We start from the raw sequence: 16026 nt of genomic DNA, 5'->3' as shown, positions 1-16026 counted from the left end.
TCCGCGGCGGACGCCACCACCGAATACGGAAACCGCCACCGGGTGCCCTGCGCGGCATGACCAATCCATCCCCGGGCCTCGACGACGTCGAGGTCGCGACAGCCGCGGCACATGGCGGCGCCGACGTGGTGCAACGTCGCACTGCGCGACGGCGTGGCAGCCGTCGCCGACCCCTTCAGCGGCGAAGTCTTCTTCACCGACGGCGAGATCGCCCGGGTACGGCACAACGGCCTCGACACACGACTGGAGCCTCTGACGTGGACGGCTTCGCCGGCGTCCGGGTCGGCGCTGTTCGGTGTTCCCGTGGAGTCCGGTCAGACGACCTCGTGGACGAGCTGGCTGGTCAGCTCGTACCGGGCTCCGACGATCGCCAGCCGCCCCGACGCGATCCTCGCCGCGAGATCGGGCTCCGCCGCGAGCCTGGAGCGCACACGGCGTACCTGGGCGGAGATCGTCGCGTCGATCCGCGCGTCCCCTTCGACGGAGTGGTCGATGACGGGTTTGATCTGGTCGGCGATGAACTGGATATGGGCGGGCAACTCCTCGCCCGTCTCATTCGCTCGTACGGCCGCGGCCACCGCACCGCACGACTGGTGCCCGAGCACCACGACGAGCGGGATGTCCAGTTCGAGTACTCCGTACGCCACGCTTCCCAGGACCGACTCGTCCAGGACCTCACCCGCCGTGCGCACGGTCATCAGATCACCCAGCCCCTGGTCGAAGACCAGCTCCGGCGGAACCCGGGAGTCGACACAGCCGAGGATGACCGCGAACGGGTGCTGCCCGGACACCACTTCGCGCCGGACCGTATGCGTCTCGTGAGGGTGCTGCTCATGGAAGGTGCGCCAGCGCTGGTTGCCCGCGTTCAGCTCCCGAAGGGCCGCTTCGGGGGTGGCGGGCCGCGGCCTGTCGGGCGTCCGTGAGCCGGCCGCCGCGGCCGGGCCGCTGAGGGCCCAGACGCCGGTGGCGACGGCGGTTCCGGTGATCGCGGCGCGCAGCAGCTTGCGGCGTTCGGGTGATGTCGGGGCCGATTGACGGTTGTCGGCGGTAGGCGATTCAGGCGATTCATGAGTGGAAGCCACATGACGAGCATACGGTTCGGCGGTCCCGGGGGAGCCCCACATGTAATCCTGCGATTACCGTACGAGGGAGGCTCCGGCTCCCGGTACCGGGCGGCGGCGGACCCTCCCCGCGAGGACGCCACCCGGTACCTCCACGACACGCCGCAGGCCCGGTCGGCCCGGCCGGGCCGACGCCGAAGCGGACCTCGGTCTCAGTCCTCGGGGAGGATGACACCGTCCTCGCTGAGCGGTGGATGCATACGGGTGGGCTCGTACTCGTCGACATCGCTCGGCCGCGGCCCCTCGGGCCCGTCGGGGCCCCAGCGCAGCAGTCGACGGGTACGGCCGATCTCGTACAAAGCGCCCTGGAACTCCAGCCGGTTGACCAGACGGCCGCCCCGCAGTTCGCGGGCGGCCTCGACATACGGGGCCAGTTCCGGCGTCGAAGCGTCGCGGTCCCCGTCGACCGCCACGGCGGAGAAACCGAGGGGCGCACTCGCGTCGGCGGGGAGCACCCCCTGCTTCCGCGGCCAGGTCCAGGTCAGGGCGAAGTCCAGCGATCTGCGGGCCGCGTGCGCGGTGGCATGCGGGCCGCTGATCGGCCGCCATCCGCTGTCGGTGCGTTCCACCAGCGTGAACGTCGCGGGCAGCAGCAGGACATCCGGGTGAGTGTCCAGCGCCCGGCGTGACTCCTCCCTCACCGGGGCGGGGAACCGGTCGCCGGTGTAGTGCAGATCGAGCATCGCCAGCCGCTCCGCGGCCTGGGTCGGGGTGACCGGTGCGTCGGGGTCCAGAACCACACCGTCGTCGACTCGCGGTTCCCGCTCCGACATGGCCCAGCTCGGCACGAGAGGCTCGGGATCGGTCGGACGCGGCGGTTCCATGCCGAAGGGGCCCGTGACGGTGTACTCCTCGGCGCGCACGATCCGGTAGCGGGTGCCGGCCGCCGCCACCTCGTCCACGGGTTCACGCTCCAGCCGTGCGACCGCCGCCAGCAGCGACCGCCGCTCCTCCCGGTCCTCGGTCTCGTCCTTCGCCCGGAACCACAGCAGCGAATTCAAATTGTCGCGCGCCATCTGCGGGGCCCCATCCGTCACCGCGACCACCACCTGCCACCGGGACAGCTCTCCGGGGGCCTGCGCGACCACACCGAACCTCGGGCCGCGTAAGGCCAGATCGCTGTAGCGCGCCGCGGCATCGCTCGCATCGGCTTCCACGACAGCCTCCACCAGCTCGACCGGGACTCGCACTGCCATCGGCCGCATCCGGCCCGGACCGAGATCTCTCTGCTCCATGTCCCCATCCTGCCGATATCGGCACTCGGACGGGCCGGTTTTCCGGATCTACCCCTTTTCGGGTGGAGAAGCCCCACCGAGGCCCGTCCCGACCGCGATCCACAGGGCTCGATACGACGGCGACGCGCTCGGCCCCCACCCGGACCAGGGGGCCGCGTACGCGTCCGGATCCCCCCTGGACATCCGCCGGCACCTGGATATGCTCAGCGCCTCCACACGGAACCGGTGCACGGGGGTGGACACCATGGAACCGGGAAGCGCAGCGTCCAGCGATGCCTCGGTGGCACGGATCCTGAGCGCCGACGGAAGACCCGAAGGGGCCGGGTTCCGCGTCGGGCGGCGCGAGGTCATCACCTGCGCGCACGTGGTGGCCGCGGCACTCGGTCTGCCGTCGGACACCCGCGAATCCCCCGGAAGCCGATTATGGATCGACTTCCCGCTCGCAGGGCGCGGCACCCGGGTGCCCGCGCGGGTCGCCGCGTGGACACCGCTCCGGCCCGACGGCTCCGGCGACATCGCCGTTCTGGAACTCCTCGCCGATCCGCCCGCGAAGGCCCCCGTGGCCCGCCTCGTCCAGGACGCGGCAGGCCCCGACCGCCGGGTACGCGCCTTCGGCTTTCCGCACGGCTACGACGACGGCGCCTGGAGCGTCGGCTGGCTGCGCGGCGCGACGGGCGCCGGCTGGCTCCAGTACGACACCGACCCCGCCAGCGAACACCGGGTGGAGCAGGGCTTCTCCGGGGCCCCGGTCTGGGACGTCGCCGAGGGCGGCGTCGTCGGCATGGTGGTCGCCGCCGACACGGGGGCGGGCGTGCGTACCGCCTATCTGATTCCGGTCCGGACCCTGCGCGAGAGCTGGTCGGCACTGGCCGTCAGCGCTCTGCCCGCCTGCCCCTTCCGCTCCCTGGAGCCCTTCGGGGAGCAGGACGCGGACCTCTTCCACGGCCGAGCCGAACCCGCCGACCGCGTTTCCGACCTGCTCGCCCACGCCCCGGTGACCAGCCTCGTCGGACCGTCGGGCTGCGGCAAATCCTCTCTCCTGCACGCCGGTGTGCTGCCCCGGCTGCGCGAGCGTACCGAGCTGGAGATCATCGTCTTCCGCCCCGGACGACTCGGACGCGCCCCGCTGGACGCTCTCGCGCTCGCCCTGCTGCCCCGCCTGGAACCCGATCTGACGGAAACCGCCCGACTCGCCGAACTCCCCTCCCTGGCCGCGCTGTTACGGGAAGGAATGCTCCCCGCGGTGGTGGAACGGCTGCTCGCCCGGCAGGGCAGGGAACAGCTCCTCGTGGTCGCCGACCAGTTCGAGGAGGCCCTCATCGGCACCGATGCCGACGCCCTTGGCGAACTGGACTCCTTCGCGGCCGCGTTGGCGTACTGCCTGCGGGCCGGCTCCCGGATGCGGCTCGTCACCACCCTGCGCGCCGATTTCCTCGGTCCCGCCCTCGCCCACCCGGGCCTCGCCCCCCTGTTCTCCGGCGAACGGCTCTTCACGGTGGGCGCGATGTCCGACACCGAACTGCGAGCCGCGGTCGAGCTGCCGCTGACAGGCACGGGCGTCGCCTACGAACCCGGACTGGCCGACCGCATCCTCAGTGACGTCGGCAGCGACCCGGGCCGCCTGCCGCTGCTGGAGTTCACCCTGACCAAACTGTGGGAACGCCAGCGGCAGGGGCGTATCGGCCACACCGCGTACGAGTCCCTCGGACGGGTCCACGACGCACTGGTCACCCACGCCGAACAGGTGTGGGCAGGAGCCCTCACCGAGACCGAGCAGCGGGCGGCCCGCGCCCTGCTGGTCCAGCTCGTCCACCCCGGCGACGACGGCATCGCGCCCACCCGCCGCACACTGGCCCGCTCCGAACTCCACCCCGAACAATGGCGACTGGCCCAGCGGCTGATGACCACCCGCCTGCTCGTCCCGGGCGAGGACTACAGACCGGACTCCGGACCGCCCGAGGAGACCGTCGAGCTGGCCCATGAGACGCTGCTGACCCATTGGGACCGGCTGCGCTCCTATGTGGCCGAGGACCGCGACTTCCGCATGTGGCAGGAAGGACTGCGCCGCCGTATCGCCCTGTGGTCCGGCGACGACCGCCCCGGGCGACGGCTCCTGCGCGGACAGGACCTCCGCGACGCCCGCCGCTGGCGCACCGCTCGTACCGGAGAACTGCGCCCCGCCGAAGAGGCGTTCACCAGGGCGAGCGAGCACGGCGCCCGGCGGCGTCTGACCGGGCTCATCGCCGTGGTCGTCGCCCTCGCCCTGCTCGCGGGACTCGGCAACTGGGCCTGGCGCGAGGACGTCGGCCGACAGGTGGCCACCGAGGCGTCCGACGTGCTGATCCAGCAGTCCCATGACGCCGACGCGGGCGGAAACTCGGCCGACTTCGGCATGTCGTACACCTCGCTGCTGCTCGCCCTGCGCGCCTACCGCACCCAGGACACTCCGCGCACCCGGGAGAGACTCGGGGAGATGTACGCCCGGTTCGGGTTCGCCGACCTGCTCGCCCCCCGGTACAAGGGCACCACCAGCACCGTGCTGCAACTGATGAGCACACCTGTCGAGACCGTCACCGACCGGGAGGCGAAGGTGGTCGCCGCGCGGACCGGCGACGGCGAACTCGTGGTCCTGCGCAGGGCCGCTGCGGGGGTCGAACGGGTGGAGACACAGCGCGAGGGGGATGTCACGGCGGTCAGTGGAGACGGCACGATGGTGGCACTGGCGGACTCGGCGGACGTCTCCCCCGACGTCACGAAGCCATCGGACCCGAAGCGGACGGCCGCCCGGCTGCTCACGGTCGCCACCGGCCGGATCCAGGATCTGGAAGCTCCTCGGGGCGACGACCCGTTCCCCAAGGAGATCGACACGGGGCCGGAGATCCCAGGACTCGATCCGCCGACCTTCCCCGACATTCCCGGAGCGCGGCTGCCGACCCAGTACGCCCGGCTCGCCTTCGACCAGGATTCCAAGGTCCTGCTCGGACAGACCGGTCTGTTCGGGCAGGGCGGCAGACTGGTGCTCTGGAACACGGCTGACGGACGTATCAGAAAAGTCATGCCCGGCCTTCCGGACCCCGTCGAGCGGCTGTGGCCGACGGACGGGGGCGACCGGCTGCTCACCCTGGCCGTCGAGGCCGAGTTGTCGGGGGAGACGACCACGGTGGTGAAGTCCTGGGACCTGACCGGGGCGAAACCCGTCGGCCGGGAGCTGATGCGCCGGCGGAGCACCGGGGACAAGCCGGTGCACCTGGACATGAGCCCGGACCTCACCCGGCTGGCGCTCGTCGAGACGGACACCGGTCTCAAGAATGGGCTGTCGCCGTCCCACCGCATCACCGTCCGCGACCTCGACGACGGAAGAATCCTGCACCAGGAACGCAGCACGCAGCAGATCACGATCACCGGGATCTCGCTGCGGACCCCCGGGACGAAACCGCTGGCCTACTACCTGGCGAACGGGAAGCTGCCGCTCCCGGACGCATCGGGCGAAGGCCCCGTCCGAATCATCGGCCAAGGGAACATCTGGACGAGCCTGGATCTGACCGGACCGGCCGACAGGACTTCCGTGGTACTGGAATCGATGGGCGCGTTCGCCGTGGTCGGGCCGGACGAGGGCGATCCGCTCGCCCGGCTCCCCGACCGCGAGGAGAAGCCCGTCAAGGCGCCCTCCGCCGACAGAGCGAGAGGGTGGATGGCAAAGCTGTGCCGGATCCTCGGAGACGAGACGCTGCCGCCCGCGGTGAACGAGAACGTGCCGCCCGGTGCCTACCGGGGACCTCTGTGCGAAGGAAGGAAGAAAACCCGTGGCTGACAACGCACAGCTCATCTGGGTTCCGCTGGCCCCGGACCGCGAGGGCGAACGGGTGGCGGTGGAGGTGCCGTCCGGCAGCTCCGGGATCGTACGCGCCGCCCGGCCCGGCGAGATCGCGGGTACGGCCGCGCGGTCGCTGGCCGAGAGCCTCGATCAGGTACGGGCGGCCGCCGCCCTGCTGCTGGACCGGATGACCACCATGCCCAGCCCGCCGGACACGGTCGAGGTCGAACTCGGAGTGAAGATCAACGCCGAGGCCGGCGCGATCATCGCCAAGACGGCCGCCGAGGGAAACTTCACCGTCCGGCTGACCTGGGAACGGGGAGAACGCGCGATCCCGGGCGAGCGGGACCGCCCGGCCGTGCCGACGGATCCGCCGCCGTCCGCGACATCGCCCTGATTCACCCGCCGACCGGCTGTGGCGGCGCTGACAAGGCGGCTTGGGCCGGACCGGTGAACCGCCGGTGAACGCCTGCGCTCCATGAAGACCGGGCGGGCGGGTGTCTGCCAGGTTCGGGGCTGCTGCACCGCACGGCGGTCGGCGAGGACAACGAGGGACTGAGCGTCAGCGATCCCTACGAGGTGGCCGATTTCGCACCGGGGGCACAGCTCCCCGGCGTCCAGCGTCTGGAGCACCGACTTCCGGCTCGCGCTCAAGGAACTGGACGCCGGCCCGTCGTTCGAGATGCTCGTCGACGCGGACGGCAAGCGCTCTACATGCTGGTGAGCCTCGCGGCCACCAGCATCGCGCTCGGACTCTGCCTGCCGCGCACCGGCAACCGGCCCCAGCTCGTGGCACTGCTGGTGATCACCGCCCTGCTGACCGGAACACTGGTGATGATCCGCGACGCGGAACGCCCTTTCACCGGCCTGGCCCGGGTGAAACCCACCGCGATCGCGGAGACCGAAGCCCAGGCCACCCGCGAATTCCGGACGGTCCACGGCCCGGGCAGGCGGCCCTGCTGGAGAACGACGCCTTGTCAGACCCGCGTCATACGCTTTGGGCATGAGCGTTTCTCTCTACTACAGCGCGTACCGCACGACACCTCTGACCGAGACCGAGTCGGCCTCCGTCGCACGTATCGTCGCCGTGCGCATGGCGTCGTTCCCGTACGAGGACGAGGAAAGCCTGTACGTGTACGACCAGGGCGACCAGGACGCGGACGAACCGCGGCAGATCGTCGCCGGGTCCACCAAGATGCCGTTCGATCCCACTCGTCTGATGCCGGTGATCGCCCATCTGCTCGATTCCGTGTCGGAGTTGCGCCGGGCCATACCGGACGCCGAATGGCGCGTGCACATGGACGACCTCGACGTCCCGTGGGACGAGGCGGAGGGATACACCCTGCCCGGCATACGGACCTGATCGCACGAGAGCGCCCTCGACCGGCCCACCGGCGGCATCGGAGCCACGGCCACCGAGTCGATGGCCACCCCCGCTGCCCGGTTGTCCCGGAGGACTCGTGAGCATCCCGCCTTCCGCCCCGCCCGCGCATGTCCTGCGCCTCCTCTCACGGGCACGGCACCGTACGGACGCGGTGATCGCCCCCCTTCTGGAGCGGGTCCACCCGCTCCATGCCAGAGTGCTGGCCTACCAGTGGGGGCTGTGGGACGCCCGGGCGCGGCCCCTTCCGGACGACGGGCGCGGCAGGGGCAAGGGCCTGCGGGCGGCGCTCGTATTCGCCTCCGCCCGCGCCACCGGCCGTCCCGGCGCCGACTCCCTGCTGTCGGCCGGGGCCGCCGCCGTCGAGATGCTGCACACGCTCTCGCTCCTCCACGACGATGTGATGGACGGGGACGAGGTGCGCCGGGGCCGACCGGCGGCCTGGCGCGTCTTCGGCCCCGACGCCGTCGAGGAGGCTGTCCGCGCACTCACCCCCCACGCCGTCGAGCTGCTCTTCGACACCGTCCCGACCGATGTCGAAGACGTCGTGACCACAGGCTCCTGCGGCCTCCCGACGCCCCGGGATCCCGAGGCGCTGCGCGCCCCCGCGCGGGCCGCCGCCGCGCTCGGCGACGCGCTCGTACGGCTCGCCCAGGGCCAGGCCCTCGACCTCGCTCTGGAACGCGAGCCGAGCCCCGGCACCGCCACCATATTGCGTGTGCACGCCGACAAGACCGGCTCGTTGTTCGCCTGCGCGTGCGCGCTGGGGGCGGTCCCGGCCGCAGCCGCGGACCTCGCCGCCTTCGGGGAACAGCTCGGCATCGCCTTCCAGATCGTCGACGACATCCTCGGCATCTGGGGCGACCCGGCCGTCACCGGCAAGCCGGCCGCCGCCGACCTGTCGACCAGCAAGAAGTCCTACCCCGTCGCCCTGGCCCTGGCCCTGGCCCTGGCCCTGGCCCTGGCCCTGGCCCTGGCCCTGGCCCCGGGTCCGGACCGGGCCGAGGACGGCATCCTCCGACGGCTGCCCCACCTCTACGCGCTCCCCGTCACGCGCGTACAGCACCTCCGTGGTCGCCACCAAACGATCGGCCACAGAACCACCGCGGGCCGGGATGCGCGCCATCGTCTCAGTCACGTTCCGATAGAACCCGGGGAAGAAACGGAAGCCGTGCTCACCCGGCAGATCACTCCGCCCGTCCCGACCGGTACCAAGAACCGGAATACTGCGCGCCTTCCCGCCCAGCGCCCCGGCCTCCACCACCGTCACCTCGAAACCACGCTCGGCCAACTCCATCGCCGCGGTCAGCCCAGCGGGACCACCCCCGACCACGACCACCCGCCGCCCGCTCCGTGCCCCTGAACCCGGATTCGCCCGCATGCCCCAGCCTCACTGCTTGTCCTGCCGCGCAGAGCCGGTCGATTATCCGATACGGACCGTGGAACATCACCACGTCAGTACGGACCCGGCGAACAGCATGACGACCACGACGCGGAAACTGGTGTACCCGATGACAGGCCGCGACCGGGGCACTAATCGCCACCGTCGCCGCCCCGGCCCCCGCCCCGATTCTTCCCGAGCGCACGGACCACCGCCCCGGCGGCCAGGGTCCCCGTCGCGACCTTCCCGGCCCAAGGCGGCCCACCACGCCGGGACCACACCACACACGCACACCCGAAGACGGCGAGCACCAGAACACCGAGCAGCACCAGGACCACGTCTCCCCCTGTCCGTTTCCCACGGTTTCGCACGGCCACGACGGCCGTACCGAACAGGAGGATGGCCCATCAGCCCCCGCGGTTCATCGGAGGCGGTGAAGAGGGCCGAACAGAGTGAGCACCATGACGGACCTTGTCGTCCGCCTCCGCGAAGGGCGGAGAAAACGGCTTGCCTCACGGTGCCGCAGCACCGAAGCTCGCCCCCATGGGCACAGATCTCATCGTGCGCCCGGCCCGGCCCGCCGATGCCCGGGTCTTGCCCCAGCTTACGATTCATCCTGAAGGGGGGCTCGTATGGCCGAGGGAAGAGGACGCCCTCGATGTGCTGCGGGCACTTGACGACGGGTGGCACGCACTGGCCTGCCTCGATGCTCGGCTGGCGGGGCTGCCGCTGCCCCGTCGGCTGCCGCTGTGCTTTTTCGACGCCCGGCACGGGCGGGCCGTGCGCGAACTGCCCTGGCATCCGGCGGACGGGGCCACCCGCAATGTCGCGGTGTGCGCGGCATGCGGGGTGCGGCTGGAGGAGCGGCACGGCGCGGGAGGAGCAGGGACTCCCCGGCGAGTGAGGTCCGGAGCCGCGCTCCGGCAGCCGGGGCCAGGGGCCGCTGCCCAGCCTGAGGCGGGCGAACGGGCTTACGGGAAAGGCCCTGGGACCGCGCGGGTGCGGCTGCCGGCGGTGGGGAGGCCCGCAGTCCTGTTGGTGCGGAGCGACAGCGCCGAGCGGCTGACCGTCGTCCTGCTGCTCCGCGGCGCGCAGCGCATGGCCATACGCTGGGCGACGGCTCCGATCCGGTGTACGCCCGGGTACCGCTGCCATGCTCGGGTAACCGTGAAGTGGCCCGGTTCCAGATGGAGCTCCGGGGCACAGCGCGGGCCGAGTGGGAGGCCTGGGCCGAACCCGTCGACGCCGTACCGGAGTTCACCGAGCGAATCCACGGACGCGGCGGAGACCTCGTACGGTACGCGGGCCCGGGCGGCCCGGCCCTGCTGCGGCACCGCGGGCGCGGCGACGTACGGCTGCTTGCCCTGGACGACGACCTCGCCGTGCGAGCCGAGGCAGCCCGGGGCAAGGGCGACGCCGACCTGCCGCTCCACCTGCCGGGGCCCGGTGTCTACCAGATCCAGGCCCGGGGCAGCTGGGTCATCGAGACACGAGAGCCTGTGTGAGGCCGTGAGCAACGACCAGTAGGAACTCATCAAGCCGTACTCGCCGATGAGCGAGTACGGCCCGAGCGTTCGGATCGACGTTGAGCGGCTGCGTCGGACATGCGCGCTCGACGGACAGGCTGTCCTGCCACGATGTGGTCCTGCTCGGCCCCGAGAACGATGCGACTGCTGCGACGCTCAGTGCCAGCTTCTGAACCCGGTGGCTGCCAGAGCAGCAGGAATAGCGGGCTCCGCAGCTCACCATGACGCTTGTCGGAGCGAACCACGCTCGGTGTGCGGGACGACAGTGATGCCGATGAGCTGCTGTTCTGGACTGAGCGGAGGTTGGTGTTCGAGCAAGTTGGATCTTGCGCTAACGTCCCCGCCCATGATGAGTCGAAACTGGGCCGTTGTGGCCGTCGCTCTCTCCAGCATCGCTGTTTCCGCCGCGCCCGCCGCGCAGGCCGCCGACCCGTCCGCGGCCCGGGAGTGGCAACAGGTCGGCACCGGGATAACCGGTGGCGTCAGCGGGCTCGCGGTGATTGAGAATGGTGCGAACGAGGGAGAGCCGGTCGACCTCGTGATGGTGCGGGACAACAAGAAGCCCGGCGAGAACCGGGTCGCCACCGTGCGGTACCGGCACGCGAGCCCTCCGGTGGTGAGAGAACTCCCCTGGCGGGGCCTGGAGGAGCCGAAAGACCTCGAAGCGGTCGACGCGGTGCCCGGACAGCCGGGTGACTTCGTGGCGCTGTCCAGCGACGGCACGGCCTACCACTTCACCCTCGACCCGGACGCGGCCATGGTGTGGGGAAGCTCCCCCGTCCCCGGCCGTGCCCCCGGTGACAACTACGAGAGCTTCGCGCTGACCCGTCAGCACGGCCGGACCGTCGCCGTCTGGGCGACCAGGGGTTCGAGCGATGCCCAGCCCGCGAAGGTGCGCGCCGCCGTGTACGACCCGAACAGCGGGGCGTTCGGCCCGGCGTCCGGGCCGGTGCTGTTCAGTGTTCCCGACCCGCTGCCCGTCGACGGACAGGAAGTACGCCACGCCAGCGACATCAAGATCCACGAGGACGGGACGGTACTCCTGACCGCGGCATCGGACCCGAACATCAACTCCGGCCCGTTCGCCTCGGCCGTCTACCGTGCCGGGAAGGTGACGTCCGACACCGCGGGGAGAATCGGGCTGCAACTGCTGCCCAAGGACCGGCTCACCGCGCTCGCGTCCTTCAGCAAGGAGGTGGACAACCGCAAGATCGAGGCGGTCGCCTGCCCCGGCAACGGCGGCCCCGGAATCGTGGGCACGGACGACGAGGACCACGGCGGATCGCTGCTGACCCTCGACATCTGCCCGAATCCGAAGAACTGACCGTATAGAACCAGCCGTTCCACCGGGCCGGCTCGGCCGCCCCGGATGTTTCCGCCCCACGGGGGACTGGCACGGAGAGCGAACCCCTGCCAGTCCCTCAGGTGACGGCGGAGAATGACATGTGACCCGCTGACCCGCCGAAGCTTCGCGAGGAGCCGACCAGGCCCGAAGGCCCCGGCAGGCGGACACTACGGCTTGCCGGAGTCAGCGAAACGAGTCGATGTTCTCGATGACCCAGTCGTCATAGGTGCGCGGCGAACGGCCGGTGATGTCCTGCACGGACGGCCGCTGGTCGGCTGTCCACCGAGCGAGTTCGGCGAATCGGGCACCGTACTCTTCGAGGGCGTACAGCGTCACCTCGATCGCGCCGTCGGGCCAGCCGAGGTGTCGCCAGATCTCCCGGCTCTCGTCCGGTGCGAGCTGGACGGTATCGATGTCGCGGCCGAGCGCGGCGGCGATGCTCCGTACGCGCGAACGTGTGCTCAGCGGCGGGCCCACCGCCTCGATGACCGTCCCGGTGAAGTCGTCGCCGATCAGGGCCGCAGCCGCTACGGCTGCGAGGTCCTCCTCGTGGATGAAGGGGTAGTGGCCCTGATCGAGGAAAGCCTCACGGACCATCCCGCCGGCGCGGACGGTGTCGGGCCAGTCCGACCCTGTCGCCGGGTAGGTCCCCTCGATGACGGCACCCATCACAGCTGACGGCCGGATGTGCGCCCAGGCGATGCCCGAGCCCTCCACCGCCTTCTCGATCGCCAGCCAGAACCAGGTCTCCGGCGGATTCGCCTCCTCGTACTCCGGCCCGTGGGACGACAACAGGACGATCTTCCTCGCGGCGGCGTTCCGCGCCAGGGTCAGGGCGTCCTGGACCGTGGCCGGATGGGCGCCTGCGAGGAACACGGCCTCGACACCGTCGAAGGCGCGGCCGCACTCCAGCGGCCGGGTGATGGATCCTTCGACGACTTCGACCGTCTCGGGCCAGCCGTCGCACTGGTCCGGCTCGGCGATCACCCGCACGCGCCGGCCCCTGGTGAGCAGTTGTCGTGCCAGGCACCGGCCGACGATCCCGGTCGGACTGTTGCCCTCGTCCTTGCGCGGGCTGACGACGGTCAGCAGATAGACGCCTTCGGTTTTCGGTGCCATCTCATTCTGCGCGAACCTTTTCACAGCAAGACCTTTCAACGCGTCAGCGTGGATCTTGCACCTGGCCCGGACACCGGACGGCCTCTGCCGTGCCGCGTGGCCGCAGAACCGAGGCTGCGGATCGAGATCGACGAGCCTACCAGGAGCAGCGACAGGCCCCGGAGCGGACGAGAACTGACGCTCTACTGGTTTGAGCCGCACCTGCGGCCGCTCATCGGCCCACCAGACCTCGAACTCCGTCACGATCCCTACCGCAGGCCGGCGCTCCGCGGTGGATGGAAGCAGCAGCGCATCTACGAAACCTCCAACCGGGAAACCGATGTCAACGAAGATCCCCGCCGCGCGCCCGGACTCGGGACCGCGACCACCGTCCCTGAAAGCCTCTGCCCCAAACGCAGGCCTCTCCGGGCCCGAATACACCCCCAACGCTTGCCATGAAGCCCATCCTCGAACTCGCCGGCCCCGGTGACGCCACCGGATCGCAGGCAATGTGTCCGCGATGGTGGACCTCCCCGCGCTGACCGGCGCCGCGGTCCCCGACCCGCTCCAGGCCGCGCTCGACGCACTCCATGCCGCCGCCATCGCCCACGGAACCGACTGGCACGACCTCCTCGCAGATGTCCGCAGCACCTTCCCGGAGACCGCCCACGCCCCGCTGCCGCCAGTAGATCGCCCACGACGTTACGCAGCGGCGACCACGGTCTGGACCCGCCTGGAATGGCGACCAGAAGAAGGACGGCAGCAGAAGCCCTGAACTCGGTACCTGCTTCAGCCCCGGCCTCGGCCCCGGCGGAGAATGGGCCGTACAGGGCCTTCGTCCCACTCGGCGGTGCTAAGTCCCGTCCGGACGATGTCAGCGACACTTCCTCGCTCTCCGCGTAGCACCAGCGGACGAGAAGTCGGTGCTCGGGAAGGTAGGCAATCAGACAGGACTTGATCCGCTTCGCGCAGCCGTCGAACCCTGGGCCGGTGAACGCTTTCACCGCGGCCGGCTAGGGGCCGTCCTCCACCGAGGGCGTGCCCATGGGCACGATCTCGACACGCGGATGGAGCGCGGCGAGCTCCGGCAGATTCGGCCAGGCAGTAGTGGCCCGGCGGCCGTCGAGGATACCCGTGGCGGCGAGGGTGAACGTTTCTGTGCCGATCGCGGCCATCCGGCAGCCCCGTTTCGCACAGGCGCGCAGGGCAGCGGCGACCTCGGGCGGAGGCGGCTCACGGAAGGCGTCGTGGCCAGTCACCAGGACCGTGTCCGCGTCGGTGAGCGCGTCCAGACCCCAGGGAGTCGTGAGGTCCAGCCGCGGTTCGCCGGTGGTGACGGACTCGGCGGACGAGCAGATCCGCACTTCGTACGGGACCTGGGGCAGAACCGGTGTGACGGCCGTGAACACCATTCCCGGGGTGGTGAGTTGATGGCCCGGCACCCCGTCGGCGACAAGCACGGCGATCACTGACATGAGCAGAATTTAGCGCAAGGTGACCAGGGTGCCGCTTTTTCGATGGTGCGCACGGAATACAGGATGAAGACGGAGCCACCGGAAGCGAGGGGACGCCCGGCGGCTCGAATCCCGTACACACACAACTGAAGGGGACAGCCCTGTGTTCCACCGCATCACCACCGTCCGAGCGCGCTCGTCCGATGCCGTCCCCAGGCACCGCACGGCCTGGTACCCGGCCGTCACCCTGGCCACCGCGGTCTGCGCCACCGGGGTCTGCGCCACCGCGATGACCGGCACCGCCGGCGCGATCATCGGGGTCATGGCCACCTCGCACACCGGGGACGGCACAGGGAACCACGAGGAGGACCGGGGATGACGACCGATCGAGTACGAGCAGGGCTGATGGCGTCCGTCGCCGTGGCCGCGGCCCGGGCGGAGATCTGACAGCTCTCTCCCACATGGCCGAAGATGTGAACATCGTCGGCGTGGGCGAGGCCACCCACGGCTCCAAGGAACTCTTCCAGCTCAAGCACCGCCTCTTCCAGCACCTGGTGCAGAAGAACGGCTTCCGGACCTTCTCTCTGGAACTGCACTGGTCGGCAGGCGTCCGCCTCGACACGTACGTGCGCACCGGCCAGGGCGACTTGCGGCAGATCATGCGCGACGAGTTCCAGTTCAGCTTCGAGGACTGGCGCAACGAGGAGTTCCTCGCCCTGTTCACCTGGATGCGTGAACACAACCGCACCGCCACCCCCGACCGGCAGATCCGCGTCATGGGCAACGACATCGGCGACGTGGGCCGGGAACAGTACGAGCGCATCTTCACCTGGGCTGCCCAGCACCAGCCGGCCCTGCTGCCCGAACTGCGGAAGCGCTACGCCGCCCTGCTCGCCCTGCCCCACAGCATGGGGGAGCGGATGCGGGCCCTGGCCGGAAAACCGGCCGCCGAACGCAGGGCCGTCGACGCCGACGCGCGAGCCGCCCACCGGCTCCTCGAACAGGCGGACACGAAGGACCTGTGGGTGCTCCAGGAAGCCCGCGTCATCCAGCAGGTCACGACCGTGTACGGGTACGTGGGGAACGGCCCGGCCGATGAGGCCGAGTCCAACCGGCACCGCGACCGGGCGATGGCGGAGAACACGGCGTGGTGGCAGCGGCAGACCGGGAACCGGATCCTCGTCCTCCGGGAGCTGGTCGGACATGAGTATCTGGCGATCGGCACCACCATCCACAGCGGCGAGTACCGGGCGATGAACAGGGACACCGGCCAGTACGAGGTGTTCTCCACCGGCCTCGCCGCCCCCGGCAGCAACGAGCACACCCTCGACAAGGTCCGCCACCACGACTACTACGTGGACCTCCGCAAGGCGGGCCGCACCCCGGCCGTCGGCGGCTGGCTGGACGCCGCCCGGCCCACCTTCGTCGTGCCGGGCGGATATCCCAGCGAGCCGCTGCCCGTATCACTGGGGCGTACCTTCGATGTGATCGTGCACCTGAACCACGTACGAGCGTCCGTACCCGTGGACTGAATGATTGATTCCAAGGGGCGGCTGTACGGACGCCAGGGTGCCCACTCCCAGAGTGCGCCGACCGAGACGGGGCCATGGGTCGATTCCTCGCCCTGACCACTGCGATCCGGCACAACTACGAGGAAGAGGCCTGACGTCC

13 protein-coding genes and 3 pseudogenes are annotated in these 16026 nt (G+C 70.6%); 10 read left to right on the top strand and 6 right to left on the bottom strand.

Annotated elements, in window-relative coordinates; genetic code table 11:
- Positions 1-132: 132 nt before the first annotated feature.
- Positions 133-252, top strand: a pseudogene (locus IE247_RS34640) (inositol monophosphatase family protein); the annotation flags it as partial.
- A gap of 62 nt (positions 253-314) precedes the next feature.
- Here the strand turns inward: IE247_RS34640 and IE247_RS31225 are convergent.
- Positions 315-1082: a carbonic anhydrase gene (locus IE247_RS31225; protein ID WP_373305631.1), complete on the bottom strand. Its 768-nt coding sequence runs from the start codon at positions 1080-1082 to the stop codon at positions 315-317.
- 191 nt (positions 1083-1273) lie between these two features.
- Positions 1274-2317 carry a DUF5954 family protein gene (locus IE247_RS31220; RefSeq protein ID WP_229869474.1) on the bottom strand — a complete coding sequence of 348 codons (1044 nt, stop codon included), beginning with the start codon at positions 2315-2317 and terminating at the stop codon, positions 1274-1276.
- Positions 2318-2600: 283 nt separating this feature from the next.
- Between IE247_RS31220 and IE247_RS31215 the strand changes: the two genes are divergently transcribed.
- Together IE247_RS31215 and IE247_RS31210 are read left to right on the top strand one after the other, a co-directional pair.
- Entirely contained in the window at positions 2601-6167 is a 3567-nt protein-coding gene (locus IE247_RS31215) for a S1 family peptidase (RefSeq protein ID WP_190126713.1), read from the top strand.
- Positions 6160-6567: a CU044_2847 family protein gene (locus IE247_RS31210; protein WP_190126712.1), complete on the top strand. Its 408-nt coding sequence runs from the start codon at positions 6160-6162 to the stop codon at positions 6565-6567. Before IE247_RS31215 ends, IE247_RS31210 begins: the two co-directional genes overlap by 8 nt.
- A gap of 313 nt (positions 6568-6880) precedes the next feature.
- Here IE247_RS31210 and IE247_RS31205 read toward each other — a convergent pair whose 3' ends face one another.
- Entirely contained in the window at positions 6881-7087 is a 207-nt protein-coding gene (locus IE247_RS31205; RefSeq protein ID WP_190126711.1) for a hypothetical protein, read from the bottom strand.
- A gap of 86 nt (positions 7088-7173) precedes the next feature.
- On the opposite strand from IE247_RS31205, the gene IE247_RS31200 reads away from it, so the two are divergent.
- Together IE247_RS31200 and IE247_RS34635 are read left to right on the top strand one after the other, a co-directional pair.
- A complete protein-coding gene (locus tag IE247_RS31200) occupies positions 7174-7533 on the top strand; it encodes a hypothetical protein (RefSeq protein WP_190126710.1) in 360 nt (119 codons plus the stop codon).
- A 97-nt stretch (positions 7534-7630) separates the two neighbouring features.
- A pseudogene (locus IE247_RS34635) lies at positions 7631-8482 on the top strand (polyprenyl synthetase family protein); the annotation flags it as partial.
- Positions 8483-8728: 246 nt separating this feature from the next.
- On the opposite strand, the pseudogene IE247_RS34930 reads toward IE247_RS34635, so the two are convergent.
- A pseudogene (locus IE247_RS34930) lies at positions 8729-8932 on the bottom strand (FAD-dependent oxidoreductase); the annotation flags it as partial.
- A gap of 1172 nt (positions 8933-10104) precedes the next feature.
- On the opposite strand from IE247_RS34930, the gene IE247_RS31190 reads away from it, so the two are divergent.
- Positions 10105-10437, top strand: a complete 333-nt coding sequence (locus IE247_RS31190) for a hypothetical protein (RefSeq protein ID WP_190126709.1) — start codon at positions 10105-10107, stop codon at positions 10435-10437.
- A gap of 367 nt (positions 10438-10804) precedes the next feature.
- Positions 10805-11782 carry a hypothetical protein gene (locus IE247_RS31185; protein WP_190126708.1) on the top strand — a complete coding sequence of 326 codons (978 nt, stop codon included), beginning with the start codon at positions 10805-10807 and terminating at the stop codon, positions 11780-11782.
- A 204-nt stretch (positions 11783-11986) separates the two neighbouring features.
- Here IE247_RS31185 and IE247_RS31180 read toward each other — a convergent pair whose 3' ends face one another.
- Positions 11987-12922 carry an SDR family oxidoreductase gene (locus tag IE247_RS31180; protein WP_190126707.1) on the bottom strand — a complete coding sequence of 312 codons (936 nt, stop codon included), beginning with the start codon at positions 12920-12922 and terminating at the stop codon, positions 11987-11989.
- A gap of 499 nt (positions 12923-13421) precedes the next feature.
- Between IE247_RS31180 and IE247_RS31175 the strand changes: the two genes are divergently transcribed.
- Positions 13422-13676: a hypothetical protein gene (locus IE247_RS31175; protein ID WP_190126706.1), complete on the top strand. Its 255-nt coding sequence runs from the start codon at positions 13422-13424 to the stop codon at positions 13674-13676.
- A gap of 238 nt (positions 13677-13914) precedes the next feature.
- Here the strand turns inward: IE247_RS31175 and IE247_RS31170 are convergent, their stop codons facing one another.
- Positions 13915-14376 carry a DJ-1/PfpI family protein gene (locus IE247_RS31170; RefSeq protein ID WP_190126705.1) on the bottom strand — a complete coding sequence of 154 codons (462 nt, stop codon included), beginning with the start codon at positions 14374-14376 and terminating at the stop codon, positions 13915-13917.
- A gap of 142 nt (positions 14377-14518) precedes the next feature.
- Here IE247_RS31170 and IE247_RS31165 point away from each other — a divergent pair, with 142 nt between their 5' ends.
- Positions 14519-14734 carry a hypothetical protein gene (locus IE247_RS31165; protein ID WP_190126704.1) on the top strand — a complete coding sequence of 72 codons (216 nt, stop codon included), beginning with the start codon at positions 14519-14521 and terminating at the stop codon, positions 14732-14734.
- 82 nt (positions 14735-14816) lie between these two features.
- Positions 14817-15887, top strand: coding sequence for an erythromycin esterase family protein (locus IE247_RS31160; protein WP_190126703.1), 1071 nt, complete (start codon positions 14817-14819; stop codon positions 15885-15887).
- Positions 15888-16026 lie beyond the last annotated feature (139 nt).

Source organism: Streptomyces inusitatus (assembly GCF_014651115.1).
In the GTDB taxonomy this organism is placed as follows: Bacteria; Actinomycetota; Actinomycetes; order Streptomycetales; family Streptomycetaceae; genus Streptomyces; species Streptomyces amakusaensis.
This window is presented reverse-complemented; position numbering and strand designations above follow the sequence as displayed.